This is a genomic window from Pseudomonas sp. LB3P81 (assembly GCF_054897965.1).
In genome coordinates, this window is sequence record NZ_JBUBVG010000001.1 from 3980521 (window position 1) to 3997643 (window position 17123).

The 17123-nt window shown below is 59.4% G+C and carries 18 protein-coding genes; 14 read left to right on the top strand and 4 right to left on the bottom strand.

Annotation, left to right across the window (positions count from 1 at the left end):
* The first annotated feature begins 179 nt into the window (after nt 1-179).
* From ACYZTL_RS18310 to ACYZTL_RS18365, 12 genes are all read left to right on the top strand, one after another.
* Nucleotides 180-1304, top strand: a complete 1125-nt coding sequence (locus ACYZTL_RS18310; protein ID WP_461952972.1) for an ABC transporter ATP-binding protein — start codon at nt 180-182, stop codon at nt 1302-1304.
* 44 nt (nt 1305-1348) lie between these two features.
* The gene (locus tag ACYZTL_RS18315) at nt 1349-2392 is read left to right on the top strand and encodes an ABC transporter substrate-binding protein (protein ID WP_461952973.1); all 1044 of its coding nucleotides are present in this window, start codon (nt 1349-1351) and stop codon (nt 2390-2392) included.
* Nucleotides 2393-2558: 166 nt separating this feature from the next.
* Nucleotides 2559-3806 (top strand): ABC transporter permease, encoded by a 1248-nt coding sequence (locus tag ACYZTL_RS18320; protein ID WP_461952974.1) that lies wholly within the window; start codon nt 2559-2561, stop codon nt 3804-3806.
* 12 nt (nt 3807-3818) lie between these two features.
* Nucleotides 3819-4643: an ABC transporter permease gene (locus ACYZTL_RS18325; RefSeq protein ID WP_461952975.1), complete on the top strand. Its 825-nt coding sequence runs from the start codon at nt 3819-3821 to the stop codon at nt 4641-4643.
* 221 nt (nt 4644-4864) lie between these two features.
* A complete protein-coding gene (locus ACYZTL_RS18330; protein ID WP_461952976.1) occupies nt 4865-6013 on the top strand; it encodes an iron-containing alcohol dehydrogenase in 1149 nt (382 codons plus the stop codon).
* 80 nt (nt 6014-6093) lie between these two features.
* Nucleotides 6094-6768, top strand: coding sequence for a ribulose-phosphate 3-epimerase (gene rpe / locus ACYZTL_RS18335; protein WP_008035979.1), 675 nt, complete (start codon nt 6094-6096; stop codon nt 6766-6768).
* Nucleotides 6765-7583, top strand: coding sequence for a phosphoglycolate phosphatase (locus ACYZTL_RS18340; protein ID WP_461952977.1), 819 nt, complete (start codon nt 6765-6767; stop codon nt 7581-7583). Before rpe ends, ACYZTL_RS18340 begins: the two co-directional genes overlap by 4 nt.
* Before the next feature lie 71 nt (nt 7584-7654).
* A complete protein-coding gene (trpE, locus tag ACYZTL_RS18345; protein ID WP_461952978.1) occupies nt 7655-9136 on the top strand; it encodes an anthranilate synthase component I in 1482 nt (493 codons plus the stop codon).
* Between the two features lie 114 nt (nt 9137-9250).
* Nucleotides 9251-9844, top strand: coding sequence for an aminodeoxychorismate/anthranilate synthase component II (locus ACYZTL_RS18350; protein ID WP_008027095.1), 594 nt, complete (start codon nt 9251-9253; stop codon nt 9842-9844).
* Nucleotides 9845-9853: 9 nt separating this feature from the next.
* A complete protein-coding gene (trpD, locus tag ACYZTL_RS18355; RefSeq protein ID WP_461952979.1) occupies nt 9854-10903 on the top strand; it encodes an anthranilate phosphoribosyltransferase in 1050 nt (349 codons plus the stop codon).
* Nucleotides 10900-11736, top strand: a complete 837-nt coding sequence (trpC, locus tag ACYZTL_RS18360) for an indole-3-glycerol phosphate synthase TrpC (protein WP_461952980.1) — start codon at nt 10900-10902, stop codon at nt 11734-11736. The genes trpD and trpC overlap by 4 nt, the downstream gene beginning before the upstream one ends.
* A 157-nt stretch (nt 11737-11893) precedes the next feature.
* Nucleotides 11894-12595: a lipoate--protein ligase family protein gene (locus ACYZTL_RS18365; RefSeq protein ID WP_461952981.1), complete on the top strand. Its 702-nt coding sequence runs from the start codon at nt 11894-11896 to the stop codon at nt 12593-12595.
* On the opposite strand, the gene crp is transcribed toward ACYZTL_RS18365, so the two are convergent.
* On the bottom strand, nt 12592-13236 hold the full coding sequence (gene crp / locus ACYZTL_RS18370; RefSeq protein ID WP_461952982.1) for a cAMP-activated global transcriptional regulator CRP: 645 nt from the start codon (nt 13234-13236) through the stop codon (nt 12592-12594). The genes ACYZTL_RS18365 and crp overlap by 4 nt on opposite strands.
* Nucleotides 13237-13466: 230 nt before the next feature.
* Here crp and ACYZTL_RS18375 point away from each other — a divergent pair, with 230 nt between their 5' ends.
* Nucleotides 13467-13889 (top strand): OsmC family protein, encoded by a 423-nt coding sequence (locus ACYZTL_RS18375; RefSeq protein ID WP_007994936.1) that lies wholly within the window; start codon nt 13467-13469, stop codon nt 13887-13889.
* A gap of 239 nt (nt 13890-14128) precedes the next feature.
* On the top strand, nt 14129-14923 hold the full coding sequence (speD, locus tag ACYZTL_RS18380; protein ID WP_131061017.1) for an adenosylmethionine decarboxylase: 795 nt from the start codon (nt 14129-14131) through the stop codon (nt 14921-14923).
* Between the two features lie 118 nt (nt 14924-15041).
* On the opposite strand, the gene coq7 is transcribed toward speD, so the two are convergent.
* The 3 genes from coq7 to ACYZTL_RS18395 form a co-directional block, all read right to left on the bottom strand.
* Nucleotides 15042-15689: a 2-polyprenyl-3-methyl-6-methoxy-1,4-benzoquinone monooxygenase gene (coq7, locus tag ACYZTL_RS18385; RefSeq protein WP_461952983.1), complete on the bottom strand. Its 648-nt coding sequence runs from the start codon at nt 15687-15689 to the stop codon at nt 15042-15044.
* Nucleotides 15690-15895: 206 nt separating this feature from the next.
* Nucleotides 15896-16234: a histidine triad nucleotide-binding protein gene (locus tag ACYZTL_RS18390; RefSeq protein WP_150800425.1), complete on the bottom strand. Its 339-nt coding sequence runs from the start codon at nt 16232-16234 to the stop codon at nt 15896-15898.
* Nucleotides 16235-16313: 79 nt separating this feature from the next.
* Complete coding sequence (locus ACYZTL_RS18395; RefSeq protein ID WP_461952984.1) at nt 16314-17102, bottom strand: SDR family NAD(P)-dependent oxidoreductase; 789 nt, start codon at nt 17100-17102, stop codon at nt 16314-16316.
* Between the last annotated feature and the right edge of the window lie 21 nt (nt 17103-17123).

Below are 17123 nucleotides of genomic sequence, written 5' to 3' on the forward strand. Positions count from 1 at the left end.
TAGCTAACCGCCCGTCGCTATCCCCCATCAACATACCTATCCCCGCCATCCTTGTAGGGCAATCCCTACCCCCAACCTTCCATCCGGCTGAGGCGATTCTCTCCTGCACCCCGATTTGCGTGCTCCCCAGCGTCCACTAGGCTTAGTCCACAGCAGTCATCAACAACAAAGGTGTGGGTATGAGCCAGGTCGATTCAAACGCAGGGGCCAGCGACATTCTGGTCAGCTTTCGTGGAGTGCAAAAGAGCTACGACGGCGAGAACCTGATCGTCAAAGACCTAAACCTGGACATTCGCAAAGGCGAGTTCCTCACCTTGCTCGGGCCGTCCGGTTCGGGCAAGACCACCAGCCTGATGATGCTCGCCGGTTTCGAAACGCCGACCGCCGGTGAAATCCTCCTGGCCGGGCGTGCCATCAACAACGTGCCGCCGCACAAGCGCGACATCGGCATGGTGTTCCAGAACTACGCGTTGTTCCCGCACATGACCGTCGCCGAGAACCTCGCGTTCCCGCTGACCGTGCGCGGCTTGAACAAGAGCGATGTCAGTGACCGGGTCAAGCGCGTGCTGAGCATGGTTCAGCTCGACGCTTTCGCTCAGCGCTATCCGGCGCAACTGTCCGGCGGTCAGCAACAGCGTGTGGCCCTGGCCCGCGCGTTGGTATTCGAGCCGCAACTGGTGCTGATGGATGAACCCCTCGGCGCACTCGACAAACAACTGCGCGAACACATGCAGATGGAAATCAAACACCTGCACCAGCGCCTCGGCGTGACCGTGGTCTACGTGACCCACGATCAGGGCGAAGCCTTGACCATGTCCGACCGCGTGGCGGTGTTCCATCAAGGCGAAATCCAGCAGATCGCCCCGCCGCGCAGCCTCTATGAAGAACCGAAGAACACCTTCGTCGCCAACTTCATCGGCGAGAACAACCGTCTCAACGGCCGTTTGCACAGCCACACCGGCGACCGTTGCATCGTGGAACTCGGTCGCGGTGAAAAGGTTGAAGCCCTGGCGGTCAACGTCGGCAAGACCGGCGAGCCCGTCACGCTGTCGATTCGACCGGAACGCGTGAGCCTCAATGGTTCGAGCGAGTCCTGCGTCAACCGCTTCTCAGGGAGGGTGGCGGAATTCATCTATCTGGGCGACCACGTCCGGGTTCGCCTGGAAGTCTGCGGCAAGACCGACTTCTTTGTGAAACAACCGATTGCCGAGCTCGATCCTGCGCTCGCCGTCGGCGACGTGGTACCGCTTGGCTGGGAGGTCGAACACGTTCGCGCGCTCGACCCACTTCTAGAGGCGAACTGATCGCCCCCTGCTTCAACCAACCCTGCACGTGGAGAGAACAATAAATGTTGAGATCCCTGAAATTCACCGCCCTGGTCATGGGCATGATGGGTGCGGCGCACGCGATGGCGGCGGGGCCGGACCTGACCGTTGTGTCCTTTGGCGGGGCGAACAAGGCCGCGCAGGTCAAAGCTTTCTACGCACCGTGGGAAGCGGCGGGTAACGGCAAGATTGTCGCCGGCGAGTACAACGGCGAGATGGCCAAGGTCAAAGCCATGGTCGACACCAAGAGCGTGTCCTGGGACCTGGTGGAAGTTGAATCGCCAGAACTGTCCCGTGGTTGCGACGAAGACATGTTCGAGCAACTCGATCCTGCGCTGTTCGGCAAGACCGAAGACTACGTCAAAGGCGCCATCCAGCCGTGCGGCGTAGGCTTCTTCGTGTGGTCGACCGTGTTGGCCTACAACGCTGACAAACTGGCCTCCGCACCGACCAGTTGGGTGGATTTCTGGGACACCAAAAAATTCCCGGGCAAGCGCGGCCTGCGCAAAGGCGCCAAGTACACCCTGGAATTCGCACTGATGGCCGACGGCGTTGCGCCGAAAGACGTCTACAAAGTGCTGGCCGGCAAAGACGGTCAGGACCGCGCGTTCAAGAAGCTCGATGAGCTGAAACCAAGCATTCAGTGGTGGGAAGCCGGCGCACAACCGCCGCAATACCTCGCTTCGGGTGACGTGGTCATGAGCTCGGCCTACAACGGCCGGATCGCTGCCGTGCAGAAAGAAAGCAACCTGAAAGTCGTGTGGAACGGCGGCATCTACGACTTCGACGCTTGGGCGATTCCAAAAGGTCTCGACAAGGCACGTGCTGAAGCGGCGAAGAAATTCATCGCGTTCTCGGTGATGCCGCAGCAGCAGAAGACCTACTCGGAAAACATCGCCTACGGCCCGGCCAACACCCAAGCCGTACCGCTGTTGTCCAAGGACGTCCTGAAAGACATGCCGACCACCCCGGAAAACATCGCCAACCAGGTGCAGATCGACGTCAGCTTCTGGGCTGACAACGGTGAGCAACTGGAACAGCGCTTCAATTCCTGGGCTGCGAAGTAGGAGCTGCCGAAGGCTGCGATCTTTTGATCTTCAGCGGTCTTGAAGCCGCCAAAAGATCGCAGGCTGCGCCAGCTCCTACAGGGGCCGGTGTCTGGTTCAAGAATATAGATGCAATGCGGCATCAAGTTGTTTGATGCCGCCCATCCAAAGATTTCCGGAGTACGCCATGGCCACCGCCATTCCCCTGAACGCGGGCACTGACCCCACCTTGAAGCAGCGGCTCAAGCACGCCGAGCGGATCAATCGCTGGAAGGCCCAGGCCTTGATCGCGCCGCTGGTGCTGTTTCTGTTGCTGGTGTTCCTGGTGCCGATCGTGGCGCTGCTCTACAAAAGCGTGGGTAACCCGGAAGTGGTCGGCGGCATGCCGCGCACCGTGGCAGCCATCGCCAGTTGGGACGGCCGCGGCCTACCCGCTGAACCCGTGTACAAAGCGGCCAGCGAAGACCTCGCTGAAGCGCGCAAGAATCAGACTTTGGGCGACCTGTCCAAACGCTTGAACATGGAGTTGGCCGGCTATCGCAGCCTGCTGACCAAAACCGCCCGCGCCTTGCCGTTCGCCACTGAGCCAGCCTCTTATAAAGAAGCGCTGGAAGGGCTCGACGAACGCTGGGGTGATCCGGCCTATTGGCAAGCGGTACGCCGCAACGCCAGCAGCATCACGCCTTACTACTTGCTGGCTGCGGTCGATCACCGCATCGACGACCTCGGCGAACTCGCCCCGGCCACGCCCGATCAGGCGATCTACCTCGACATCTTCGCCCGCACCTTCTGGATGGGGCTGATCATCACCGCCATTTGCCTGGTGCTGGCGTATCCGTTGGCTTACCTGCTGGCAAACTTGCCATCGCGCCAAAGCAACCTGCTGATGATTCTGGTGCTGCTGCCGTTCTGGACCTCGATCCTGGTACGCGTCGCCGCGTGGATCGTGTTGCTGCAATCAGGCGGTTTGATCAACAGCGGCCTGATGGCCATGGGCATCATCGATAAGCCGCTGGAACTGGTGTTCAACCGCACCGGGGTTTACATCTCGATGGTGCACATCCTGCTGCCGTTCATGATTCTGCCGATCTACAGCGTGATGAAAGGCATCTCGCCGACTTACATGCGCGCCGCGATTTCCCTCGGCTGCCACCCGTTCGCCAGCTTCTGGCGGGTGTACTTCCCGCAGACCTACGCCGGTGTCGGCGCCGGTTGCCTGTTGGTGTTCATCCTCGCCATCGGCTACTACATCACCCCGGCGTTGCTGGGCAGCCCGAACGATCAGATGGTCAGTTACTTCGTCGCCTTCTACACCAACACCAGCATCAACTGGGGTATGGCGACCGCACTCGGTGGGCTGCTGCTGTTGGCGACCGTGGTGCTTTATCTGATTTACAGCTGGCTGGTGGGCGCCAGTCGCCTGCGCCTGAGCTAAGGGGAGAATGAAATGCTGAGTCCTTATATGTCGCCCATTGAGCGGGTGTGGTTCTACAGCTTGCGGATTCTCTGCGGCTTGGTTCTGTTGTTCCTGATTCTGCCGGTGCTGGTGATCATTCCGCTGTCGTTCAACTCGGGCAGTTTCCTGGTGTATCCGCTGCAAGGCTTCTCGCTGCACTGGTATCAGGACTTCTTCGCCTCGGCGGAATGGATGCGCTCACTGAAGAACAGCATTATCGTCGCCCCGGCGGCGACCGTGCTGGCCATGATCTTCGGTACGCTGGCGGCGATTGGCCTGACCCGCGGCGATTTCCCCGGCAAGGCGCTGGTGATGGCGCTGGTGATTTCGCCGATGGTGGTGCCGGTGGTGATCATTGGTGTGGCAAGTTATCTGTTCTTCGCGCCGCTGGGCCTGGGTAACAGCTTCTTCTCGCTGATCGTGGTGCATGCGGTGTTGGGCGTGCCGTTCGTCATCATTACCGTGTCGGCGACGTTGCAGGGGTTTAACCAAAATCTGGTGCGTGCGGCTGCAAGCCTCGGTGCCTCGCCGCTGACCGCGTTCCGTCGCGTGACCTTGCCGCTGATTGCTCCCGGCGTGATCTCCGGTGCGCTGTTTGCCTTCGCGACGTCATTCGATGAAGTGGTGGTGACGCTGTTCCTCGCAGGTCCAGAGCAAGCGACCTTGCCACGGCAGATGTTCAGCGGGATTCGTGAAAACCTCAGCCCGACCATTGCCGCCGCGGCAACGCTGCTGATCGCCTTCTCGGTGATCCTGTTGCTGACTCTGGAATGGCTGCGCGGCCGCAGCGAAAAACTGCGTACCGCGCCGGTTTAGAGCTACACACCATCCCAATGTGGGAGCGGGCTTGCTCGCGAATGCGTTCTGACATTCAACATCTCTGTTGACTGAAAGGGTCTTTTCGCGAGCAAGCCCGCTCCCACAGTGATTTATGGTGTTTTTGGGATCTATGGTCATTCAATGGCTGAATAGCAGACAACGTCCAATCCCCAGCTACTCTTGTGCCCAGCTCCCCTATCTATAAGAGGCTGCGCACGATGAGTCTTTCCTCTTTCAAAATCGCTCACAAACTGATCACCGGCGCAGGGGCCATCGAGCAACTGGCCGCCGAGCTCACGCGCCTGGACATCGACAACCCGCTGATCGTCACCGACGCCGCGCTGGTCAAGTCCGGCACGGTCGAGCTGGCACTCGCGCAACTGGGCGAACGGAGTTACGAGATTTTCGACCGTGTGCTCCCAGATCCGGAAATCGCCATCGTCGAAGACTGCATGCGCGTTTACCGCGAGGGCGGGCACGACGGTCTGATTGGCCTCGGCGGCGGCAGCGCAATCGACATCGCCAAAAGCGTTGCGGCCTACGCCGGTTACCACGGAGAGCTGGAAGATCTGTTCGGCATCGACCAGGTGCCGCGCAAAGGCCCGCCACTGATCGCCATCCCGACCACCGCCGGCACCGGCTCGGAAGTGACCAATGTCGCGATCCTCTCCGACAAGGTCGCACAGATGAAAAAGGGCATCGTCAGCGACTATCTGTTGCCGGACGTGGCGCTGGTCAGCCCGCAAATGACCCTGACGTGCCCGCGCAGCGTCACCGCCGCCAGTGGCGTCGATGCGCTGGTGCACGCCATCGAGTCGTATTTGTCCCTCAATGCTTCAGCGATTACCGACGCGCTGGCCATCGGCGCGATCAAGTTGATCACCAACGCGTTACCCAAGGCCTACGCTAATCCCTCCGATCTGCAGGCACGCGAAGACATGGCCACCGCCAGCCTGATGGCGGGCATGGCGTTCGGCAATGCCGGCGTCGGCGCGGTGCATGCGCTGGCGTACCCGCTGGGCGGACGTTTCAACATCGCCCACGGCGTCAGCAACGCCTTGTTGCTGCCGTATGTCATGACTTGGAACAAGATGGCCTGCGTCGAGCGCATGCAGGATATTGCCGAAGCCATGGGCGTGAAGGTCGCTCATCTGAGCGCCAATGACGCCGCGGACAAAGCCGTCGAGGCGATGAGCGCGTTGTGTGCAGCCGTGGACATCCCGCCGGGCCTGCGCAGTTTCGGCGTTCCAGAGGATGCGATCCCGGCCATGGCTGTGGAAGCCGCGGGGATCGAGCGCCTGATGCGCAACAATCCGCGCAAATTGAGCGCCGTCGATATCGAGAAGATCTACCGCGCGGCTTACTGATCATCGCGGCCACGGTGCGCGCGTCGAAGCATGAGGTATACAATGCGCGCCATCGTGATTCTGCTCAGAAAAGGTGCGTCATGCAGCCCTTCGTAATTGCTCCGTCGATTCTCTCCGCCGACTTCGCCCGCCTGGGTGAAGAAGTGGACAACGTTCTGGCCGCCGGCGCCGACTTCGTGCACTTCGATGTCATGGACAACCACTACGTGCCGAACCTGACCATCGGCCCGATGGTCTGTGCCGCACTGCGCAAGTACGGCGTAACCGCGCCGATCGACGCGCACCTGATGGTCAGCCCGGTGGACCGCATCGTCGGTGACTTCATCGAGGCCGGCGCGACCTACATCACCTTCCACCCGGAAGCCACGCAGCACGTCGACCGTTCCCTGCAACTGATCCGCGAGGGCGGCTGCAAGTCGGGCCTGGTGTTCAACCCGGCGACCCCGCTGGACGTGCTCAAGTACGTGATGGACAAGGTCGACATGATCCTGCTGATGAGCGTCAACCCGGGCTTCGGCGGGCAGAAATTCATCCCCGGCACCCTCGACAAGCTGCGTGAAGCGCGCGCGCTGATCGATGCCTCGGGCCGTGACATTCGCCTGGAAATCGACGGTGGTGTGAACGTGAACAACATTCGTGAAATAGCAGCGGCAGGCGCCGATACCTTCGTGGCCGGCTCGGCGATCTTCAATGCGCCGAACTACCAGGAAGTCATCGAGAAGATGCGTTCCGAACTGGCCCTGGCCCGCCCATGAGTGGCTTTGAGCAGCTGTTCCCGGGGCGTCTGCCACGGCTGGTGATGTTTGATCTGGACGGCACGCTGGTCGATTCGGTCCCTGACCTCGCTGTGGCGGTGGATAACATGCTGCTCAAACTCGGGCGTCAACCTGCCGGCATCGAGTCGGTGCGTGAATGGGTCGGCAACGGCGTGCACATGCTGGTGCGCCGGGCCCTGGCCAACCACATCGACGCCGAGGGTGTTGATGAGGTCGAGGCTGAACATGCCCTGGAATTGTTCAATGGCTTTTATGAGGACGGTCACGACCTGACGGTGGTTTACCCCGGCGTGAGTGACACCCTCAAGTGGCTGAACAAACAAGGCGTGGAAATGGCGCTGATTACCAACAAACCGGAGCGCTTTGTCGCACCGCTGCTGGATCAGATGAAGATCGGCAGCTATTTCAAATGGATCATCGGTGGCGACACGCTGCCGCAGAAGAAACCTGACCCCGCCGCGCTGTTTTTCGTGATGAAAATGGCCAACATTCCGGCGTCGCAGTCGTTGTTCGTCGGCGATTCGCGCAGCGATGTGCTGGCGGCAAAAGCGGCGGGGGTCAAATGTGTGGCCCTCAGTTATGGCTACAACCATGGTCGGCCGATTGCTGAAGAGTCGCCGGCGCTGGTCATCGACGACCTGCGCAAGCTAATTCCCGGTTGCCTGGATCCGGCCGCTGAGATAACGTTGGCCGACGCTGTTCAACCCCCTTCTGGAAACGCCATCGTGGTGGTCACTCGCAAACTCTGGATGAAAGTCATCAAGGCCCTGGCCCGCTGGCGTTGGCGCGCCTGACTTGTTCCTGGCCGGTATCCCGGCGCGTTTGCATACCTGACTGTTAGCACCTCAAGCCATGAGGCTACTCCATGATCCGCGAAGAATTCCTGCGTTTGGCCGCTGCCGGCTACAACCGCATCCCGCTTGCCTGCGAAACCCTGGCCGACTTCGACACGCCGCTGTCGATCTACCTGAAACTGGCCGACGAGCCCAATTCCTACCTGCTTGAATCTGTTCAGGGCGGGGAGAAGTGGGGCCGTTACTCGATCATTGGCCTGCCGTGCCGCACGGTACTGCGGGTTCACGATCACCACATCAGCGTGACGCACGACGGCGTCGAGATCGAAAGCCACGAGGCTGAAGACCCGCTAGCGTTCGTTGAAGAATTCAAAGCCCGTTACAACGTACCGACCATCCCTGGCCTGCCGCGTTTCAACGGCGGCCTGGTGGGTTACTTCGGTTACGACTGTGTGCGCTATGTCGAGAAGCGTCTGGGCAAATGCCCGAACCCGGATCCGCTGGGCGTGCCGGACATTCTGCTGATGGTGTCCGATGCGGTGGTGGTGTTCGATAACCTCGCCGGCAAGATGCACGCAATCGTCCTCGCCGATCCGGCGCAGGAAGATGCCTTCGAGCAGGGCCGTGCCCGCCTGGAAGAGCTGCTGGAAAAACTCCGTCAGCCGATCACCCCGCGCCGTGGCCTGGATTTCAGCAAGCAGCAATCGGCTGATCCGGTGTTCCGCTCCAGTTTCACCCAGGACGATTACGAAAAAGCCGTCGACACCATCAAGGAATACATCCTGGCCGGTGACTGCATGCAGGTCGTGCCGTCGCAGCGCATGTCGATCGACTTCAAGGCTGCGCCCATTGATCTGTATCGGGCGCTGCGCTGCTTCAACCCGACGCCTTACATGTACTTCTTCAATTTCGGCGACTTCCACGTCGTCGGCAGTTCGCCGGAAGTGCTGGTGCGGGTCGAAGACAACCTGATCACCGTGCGCCCGATCGCCGGCACTCGCCCGCGCGGCGCGAACGAAGAAGCGGATCTGGCGCTGGAAAAAGACCTGCTGTCCGACGACAAGGAAATTGCCGAGCACTTGATGCTGATCGACCTGGGTCGTAACGACACCGGTCGCGTCTCGGAAATCGGTTCGGTGAAACTCACCGAGAAGATGGTCATCGAGCGTTATTCCAACGTGATGCACATCGTGTCCAACGTCACCGGGCAATTGAAGGCCGGGCTGACGGCGATGGACGCGCTGCGGGCGATCCTGCCAGCGGGCACCTTGTCCGGCGCACCGAAGATTCGCGCCATGGAAATCATCGATGAACTGGAACCGGTCAAGCGTGGCGTCTACGGCGGCGCGGTCGGTTACTTCGCCTGGAACGGCAACATGGACACCGCGATTGCCATTCGCACCGCGGTGATCAAGAACGGCGAACTGCATGTGCAAGCTGGTGGCGGCATTGTTGCCGACTCGGTGCCGGCGCTGGAATGGGAAGAAACCCTGAACAAGCGTCGCGCAATGTTCCGTGCAGTCGCCCTGGCTGAACAAACCCCGGAAAGCTGACCGAAGAACGTGACCCGTATGCCATGTCGCTTTGCCTGCAAAAGCGCTGGACGCTGTGGGTCGCTCATTCGAAGGCAGTCTTTATAGTCAGTGAATTCAAGAGGTTCTCAAGCCATGTTGCTGATGATCGATAACTACGACTCTTTTACTTACAACGTTGTGCAATACCTGGGTGAGCTCGGCTCCCAGGTCAAAGTCGTGCGCAACGACGAACTGACCGTTGCCGAAATCGAAGCCCTCAACCCTGAGCGGATCGTTGTGTCTCCCGGTCCTTGCACGCCGACCGAAGCGGGCGTCTCGATTGACGTCATCAAGCATTTCGCCGGCAAACTGCCGATTCTTGGCGTGTGCCTGGGCCATCAATCCATCGGCCAGGCCTTTGGCGGCGATGTGGTTCGCGCCCGTCAGGTAATGCACGGCAAGACCAGTCCGGTGTTCCACGAAGACAAAGGTGTATTCGAAGGCCTGAATCATCCGTTGACGGTTACGCGCTATCACTCGTTGATCGTCAAGCGCGAAACGCTGCCGGATTGTCTGGAGCTGACCGCCTGGACCCAGCTTGAAGACGGCTCGGTCGACGAGATCATGGGCCTGCGCCACAAGACGCTGAACATCGAAGGTGTGCAGTTCCACCCTGAGTCTATCCTGACTGAACAGGGCCACGAGCTGTTCGCCAACTTCCTCAAACAAACCGGCGGCACGCGCTAAGGACTTTCCATGAATATCAAGACAGCCCTTAGCCGTATCGTCGATCACCTCGACCTCAGCACCGAAGAAATGCGCGATGTGATGCGCGAGATCATGACCGGGCAATGCACGGACGCGCAGATCGGCGCGTTCATGATGGCCATGCGCATGAAGAGCGAAAGCATCGACGAGATCGTCGGCGCCGTGTCGGTCATGCGCGAGCTGGCGGACAAGGTCGAGCTCAAAACCCTCGACGGCGTGGTCGATGTGGTCGGCACCGGCGGCGATGGTGCGAACATTTTCAACGTCTCGACGGCGTCTTCCTTCGTGGTGGCAGCGGCCGGTTGCACCGTGGCCAAGCACGGTAACCGTGCGGTGTCGGGTAAAAGCGGCAGCGCAGATCTGCTGGAAGCAGCGGGCATCTACTTGAACCTGACGCCGGTTCAGGTGGCGCGTTGCATCGACAACGTCGGCATCGGTTTCATGTTTGCCCAGACTCATCACCGCGCCATGAAGTACGCCGCCGGCCCGCGCAAGGATCTTGGTTTGCGTACCCTGTTCAACATGCTCGGCCCGCTTACGAATCCGGCCGGCGTGAAACACCAGGTGGTGGGCGTGTTCAGCCAGGCGCTATGTCGCCCATTGGCCGAAGTCTTGCAGCGCTTGGGCAGCAAGCATGTGCTGGTGGTGCATTCGAAGGATGGCCTCGACGAGTTCAGTCTGGCAGCGCCGACCTTCGTGGCGGAATTGAAGAATGACCAGATCACCGAGTATTGGGTCGAACCGGAAGACCTGGGCATGAAGAGCCAGAGCCTGCACGGCCTGGCGGTGGAAAGCCCGGCCGCTTCGCTCGAGCTGATTCGTGATGCCCTCGGCAAGCGCAAGACCGAGAGCGGTCAGAAAGCCGCCGAGATGATCGTGCTCAATGCCGGTGCTGCGCTATACGCAGCCGACCTGGCGACCAGTTTGAAAGAAGGCGTTGCCCTGGCGCACGATGCGCTGCACACAGGCCTCGCTCGGGAAAAACTTGAGGAGTTGGGTGCATTTACCGCGGTATTCAAAGTGGAGAATGAGGGATGAGTGTACCGACGGTTCTGGAAAACATTCTGGCGCGCAAAGTCCAGGAAGTCGCCGAGCGTAGCGCTCGTGTGAGTCTGGCGGAGCTGGAAAGTCTGGCGAAGGCGGCCGATGCACCCCGTGGTTTTGCCAAGGCCCTGATCGCTCAGGCCAAATTGAAACAGCCGGCGGTCATTGCTGAAATCAAGAAGGCTTCGCCGAGCAAGGGCGTGATTCGCGAGAACTTCGTTCCGGCGGACATTGCCAGGAGTTACGAAAAGGGCGGCGCGACCTGCCTGTCGGTGCTCACCGATATCGATTACTTCCAGGGCGCCGATGCGTATCTGCAACAGGCCCGCGCGGCGTGCAAACTGCCGGTGATCCGCAAGGATTTCATGATCGATCCGTACCAGATCGTCGAAGCCCGTGCATTGGGCGCTGACTGCGTGCTGTTGATCGTCTCCGCACTGGATGACGTGAAAATGGCCGAGCTGGCGGCGGTGGCCAAAAGTGTTGGCCTCGATGTGCTGGTGGAAGTCCACGATGGCGACGAGCTGGAGCGGGCCTTGAAAACCCTCGACACTCCGCTGGTGGGCGTGAACAACCGCAATCTGCACACCTTCGACGTCAGCCTGGAAACCACCCTTGACCTGTTGCCGCGTATTCCGCGTGATCGTTTGGTGATTACAGAAAGCGGCATTCTCAATCGGGCCGATGTCGAGCTGATGGAAATCAGCGACGTGTATGCGTTCCTGGTTGGCGAAGCGTTCATGCGCGCCGAAAGCCCAGGCACCGAACTGCAGCGTCTGTTTTTCCCTGAACGCGGTGTAGCAGTGAGTGGTTCTACACGCGACTGAGTGCCTTCAGAAAAAACGAGGCGCCCCCATTCGCGAGCAAGCCCGCTCCCACATTTGATCGGCGTTACCTGGAGAAACGCGGACTAATGTGGGAGCGGGCTTGCTCGCGAAGAGGCCCTCAAATTCCCCAAAGACCTCATGTCTTACGGAGTTATCCATGTTCAAACCGATCTCACTGACTGTCGAGGCTGGCCTCCTGGCCGAGCAGGATCTATTAGGTTCAATCTGCACCGGCGATTCAGAGTTCGGCCTGCTGTTCTGGCAACCTAGTGACAAAGCGCTGGTTATGCCGCGCCGCTTGAATCGCCTGCCTGGTTTCGAGGCTGCATGCGAAGTATCTGCCGCCGCAGGCTGGCCAGTACTGTTGCGTGAAACCGGCGGTGAACCCGTGCCGCAATCGGCATCAACCATCAACATCGCGCTGGTCTACGCGCCACCCCGCAGCGAGGGTGACCAGAATCGCATCGAAACCGCGTACCGCCGACTCTGCGACCCGATTTGTCAGCTGCTGGATGAATTAGGCGGGGTTTCGTCCCTGGGCGAAATCGACGGCGCATTTTGCGATGGCCGTTTCAACGTCAATCTCGACGGACGCAAGATGGTCGGCACCGCTCAGCGCTGGCGCCAGAGCAAGGGCGGTTCGCGTCCGGTTGGATTGGTGCACGGTGCGTTGTTGCTGGATAACGAGCGCGAATCGATGGTCGGGGCGGTCAATCGCTTCAACGAGGCATGCGGTCTGGAGCAGCGGGTTCGCGCCGAGAGCCACATCGCCCTGCATGAGAAATTTGCGGCGCCCGATGCACTGGAGCGGCTCGACGCACTCTATCGCCAGTTGCTGGCAGACATGTTCAGGGCTTAGCGCGTACCGAAGACCACCATGGTCTTGCCTTTGACGTCCACCAGGTTGCGTTCCTCCAGGTCCTTGAGGACGCGGCCAACCATCTCCCGGGAACACCCGACAATCCGCCCGATTTCCTGACGGGTCACCTTGATCTGCATGCCATCGGGGTGGGTCATGGCGTCTGGCTGTTTGCACAGTTCCAGCAAGCAACGCGCGACTCGACCGGTGACGTCGAAGAACGCAAGGTCACCGACCTTGCGGGTGGTGTTGCGCAGGCGCTGTGCGATTTGTCCGCTGAGTACGTAAAGAATGTCTGGATCTTGCTGGGACAACTCGCGGAATTTCGCGTAGCTGATTTCCGCGACTTCACACTCGATCTTCGCGCGTACCCAGGCGCTGCGTTCCTGCTCCAGGCCCGCCTGTTCAAACAGACCCAGCTCACCGAAAAAGTCCCCGGCGTTCAGGTAGGCAATGATCATTTCACGGCCGTCATCATCCTCGATCAGGATGGTGACCGAACCTTTGATGATGAAGAACAGCGTCTCCGAGCGGTCGCCGGCACAAATGATGTTGCTTTTGGCGGCATAACGACGGCGCTGACAATGCATCAACAGCTTGTCGACGTTCTTGATTTTGGGTGTAAGGGCAATAGCAACCATGGTTGTATCCCGAAAAGACTGCACGGTGTGTTTGGTTTTTTTATGAGGCGCTGAGGTTGCTACGAAGCTGGCTATGCGCCAGCGAATTGGCGTCAGCTTAACAGACACTTCCTGCAATATTCGAGCATTTACCTACAAAGCAGGTGGTTATGTCCTAGGACGGCGAGCGCAGTCTATCAAGGGCCCTGTGCTAAGCTGGCGACCCTTTTTTAGACAGTGGAGTCTTGGCGATGAAGGCACGCATCCAATGGGCTGGCGAAGCCATGTTCCTCGGCGAATCCGGCAGCGGTCATGTCGTGGTCATGGACGGTCCACCCGATGCCGGTGGTCGTAACCTGGGTGTCCGGCCGATGGAAATGCTCCTGCTGGGTGTCGGCGGTTGCAGCAATTTCGATGTGGTCAGCATCCTCAAGAAGTCCCGTCAGGCCGTAGAAAGCTGCGAAGCCTTCCTCGAAGCCGAACGCGCGACCGAGGACCCGAAGGTCTTCACCAGGATCCATATGCATTTCGTGGTCAAGGGTCGCGGGCTCAAAGAAGCCCAGGTCAAACGCGCCATCGAGCTGTCGGCCGAGAAGTATTGCTCGGCGTCTATCATGCTCGGCGCGGCCGGTGTTGCGATTACCCACGACTACGAAATCATCGAACTCGGTTGAATCGACATTCAACTATCATAAAAGCAGTGCAGACTCTGGCGATCCCAAGCTGACGTCTGCATAATGCGCCACTTTTTTCAGGGGAGTGGTCCGTCAGCCGACAGGCCGCTTGCCCGAACGGACAACCAAAATCGCCATCGCGAAGAGGTGTTAACCGTCCTACGCGGGTGCGTCGTTCGCATCTGACGGGCATGCTTGATCACGCGGCCCGGGCCGCAATACATAGAGAGTTTTTAACGGTGAAAAGCAAACTCAAGCTCCACGGGTTCAATAACCTGACCAAGACCTTGAGCTTCAACATCTATGACATCTGCTACGCGGAAACCCCGCAAGACCAGCAGGCTTACGTCGAGTACATCAATGAAGAGTACAACGCGAAGCGCCTGACGCAGATCCTCACAGAAGTTGTCGATATCATTGGTGCCAACATCCTGAACATCGCCAGTCAGGACTACGACCCACAGGGCGCCAGCGTCACGATTCTGATCTCGGAAGAGCCGGTGACCCCGACCGACAGCCAGATCGAAGAATCCCCGGGCCCGTTGCCCGAGATTATCCTGGCCCACCTCGACAAGAGCCACATCACGGTGCACACCTACCCGGAAATCCATCCGGACGACGGCATTGCGACCTTCCGTGTGGACATTGACGTGTCGACCTGTGGCGTCATTTCACCGCTTAAAGCGCTCAACTTCCTGATTCACCAGTTCGATTCGGACATCGTGACCGTGGATTATCGTGTGCGCGGTTTCACCCGTGACGTCGAAGGCAATAAGCACTTCATCGATCACGAGATCAACTCGATTCAGAACTACCTCTCCGACGACACCCGCGACGCGTACCAGATGACCGACGTGAACGTGTACCAGGAAAACCTGTTCCACACCAAAATGCTGTTGAAGAACTTCGAACTGGATAACTACCTGTTCGGTGATGCGACCAACAACCTGTCCCCTGAGCAGCGTGCCCAGGTGACTGATCGTGTGAAACACGAAATGCTCGAAATCTTCTACGCGCGCAACATGCCGACCTAAGACTTTCGAACACAAAAAAAGGCGACTCCCTCACGGCAGTCGCCTTTTTTATTGCTGTCAAAAAATCCCTGTGGGAGCGGGCTTGCTCGCGAAGAGGCCCTAACTGACAAAGCAGCTATCAGATCCGATAAGTGCTCTTGGTCATCACCTTGGCCATCAAGCTCATTCCAAACTTCACCGGCGCAGGAAAACGAAAGCCCCCAGCCTCCAACGCACTTTCGGCATGGTGCTCTTCATCAATACGCATTTGCTCAAGAATCGCCCGGGACTTTTCGTCCTCGGCCGGCAGTTGCTCAAGGTGTTCATTCAAATGCTTGCACACCTGATGCTCCGTAGCAGCAACGAACCCCAGGCTGACTTTGTCGCTGATCAACCCGGCCACCGCGCCAATCCCGAACGACATGCCGTAGAACAGCGGATTGAGAATGCTGGTGTGGCTGCCCAACTGTTTGATGCGTTGTTCGCACCAGACCAAATGGTCGATTTCTTCTTCGGCGGCATGTTCCATGGCCGCGCGTACTTGCGGCAGCTTGGCAGTCAGGGCCTGGCCCTGATACAGCGCCTGGGCGCAGACTTCGCCGGTGTGGTTGATGCGCATCAAACCGGCAACGTGCCGGGTGTCTACGTCACTCATTTGCGCTTCTGGCTGCACGATCGCGGGGGACGGACGGTACGGCTGGCCGCTGAAGGGCAGCAGGGTACGCATCGCGGCATCGGCTTGCAGCAGAAGACGGTCAATCGGCGAGTAGTGACGTTGGGTAGTCATGCTGACCTCCGGGAAGAATCTCGGTGATCAGTTTAACCCAATCGGCCGGGGAAGGTTTGCGCTGGGTCATGGCTCTTAATGGATTCAATATTGTAGGAGCGAGCTTGCTCGCGATGGTCGTTAACGATAACGCGTGTTTACCGATTAAACGCGGCGCTCTTGAATCCATCGCGAGCAAGCTCGCTCCTACAGGGATGGGTGGTGAATCAACCCGGCGGCCAGTGCATCTGGCGCTGACCCAGCACATGCATATGAATGTGATAGACGGTCTGCCCACCCAGTGGATTGCAATTCATGACTACACGGAAACCTTCTTCGCAACCCAGTTCCAGCGCCAGGCGCTGGGCGGTGAACAGAATATGCCCGGCCAAAGCCTTGTCGTCCTCGGTGAGGTCGTTGAGGGTGCGCACCGGCTTCTTCGGGATCACCAGAAAATGCACTGGCGCCTGTGGGGCGATGTCGTGGAAGGCCAGTACCTGGTCGTCCTCGTAAATGATCTTCGCCGGGATTTCCCGGTTGATGATCTTGGTGAACAGAGTATCCACAGCTGTTTCTCCGTTATTTGGCTGGCCTGAGTGTACTCATCGGATATCGCCGAGCCCAGCCTTTTGCCTTGAAGGTTGATCAGCGCGGGCAGTAGGCCTTGTTGACCATGCCCGCGATTGTCCGGGTCAGCCAGCGTGAGCCAAGCCGTGGCAGGAAGGCGAACCAGCGGTTCAGGCGACCCGGAATGATAATGGCGCGATTCTTATCCAGCGCCCGCACGGTATAGAGCGCGACTTCCTCGGGGCTCATCAGCAGTTTGCTGTCGACCAGTTTGTCGGTGTCCAGTTGTGCGGTGCGGAAAAACGCCGTGCGGGTCGGGCCGGGGCAGAGCACCGACACCTTGACCGCGCATTTCTTCAGCTCGACGCGCAAGCCTTCGGAAAAGTGCAGCACATACGCCTTGCTGGCGTAGTAAGTGCTCATCCACGGGCCGGGATGGAAAGCCGCGACCGAAGCGACATTCAAAATCTGCCCGCCACCCTGCAACGCCATGCTGTTACCGATGGCGTGGCACAGTCGGGTGAGGGCGAGGATGTTCACTTCGATCAGGTCTTGTTCAGTCATCCAGTCCTGCGCCAGGAACGGGCCGCAGGTACCGATGCCGGCGCAGTTCACCAGCAAGTCGATCTGCCGGTCGCCTTCTTCCAGTTCCAGCAGAAATCCGGACAGCCGCAGCGGTTCGCCCAGGTCGCAGGCACGGAACAACACTTCCACGCCAAACCGTTGGGTCAATTCAATCGCAATAGTTTCCAGCTGATCACGCTGTCGGGCCACCAGAATCAGGCTGCGGCCACGGCGAGCCAGCGCTTCGGCCATCGCCAGGCCGATGCCGCTGGAAGCGCCAGTGATCAGAGCGTAACGGGTCATGCAGTTCTCCATCGCAACAGC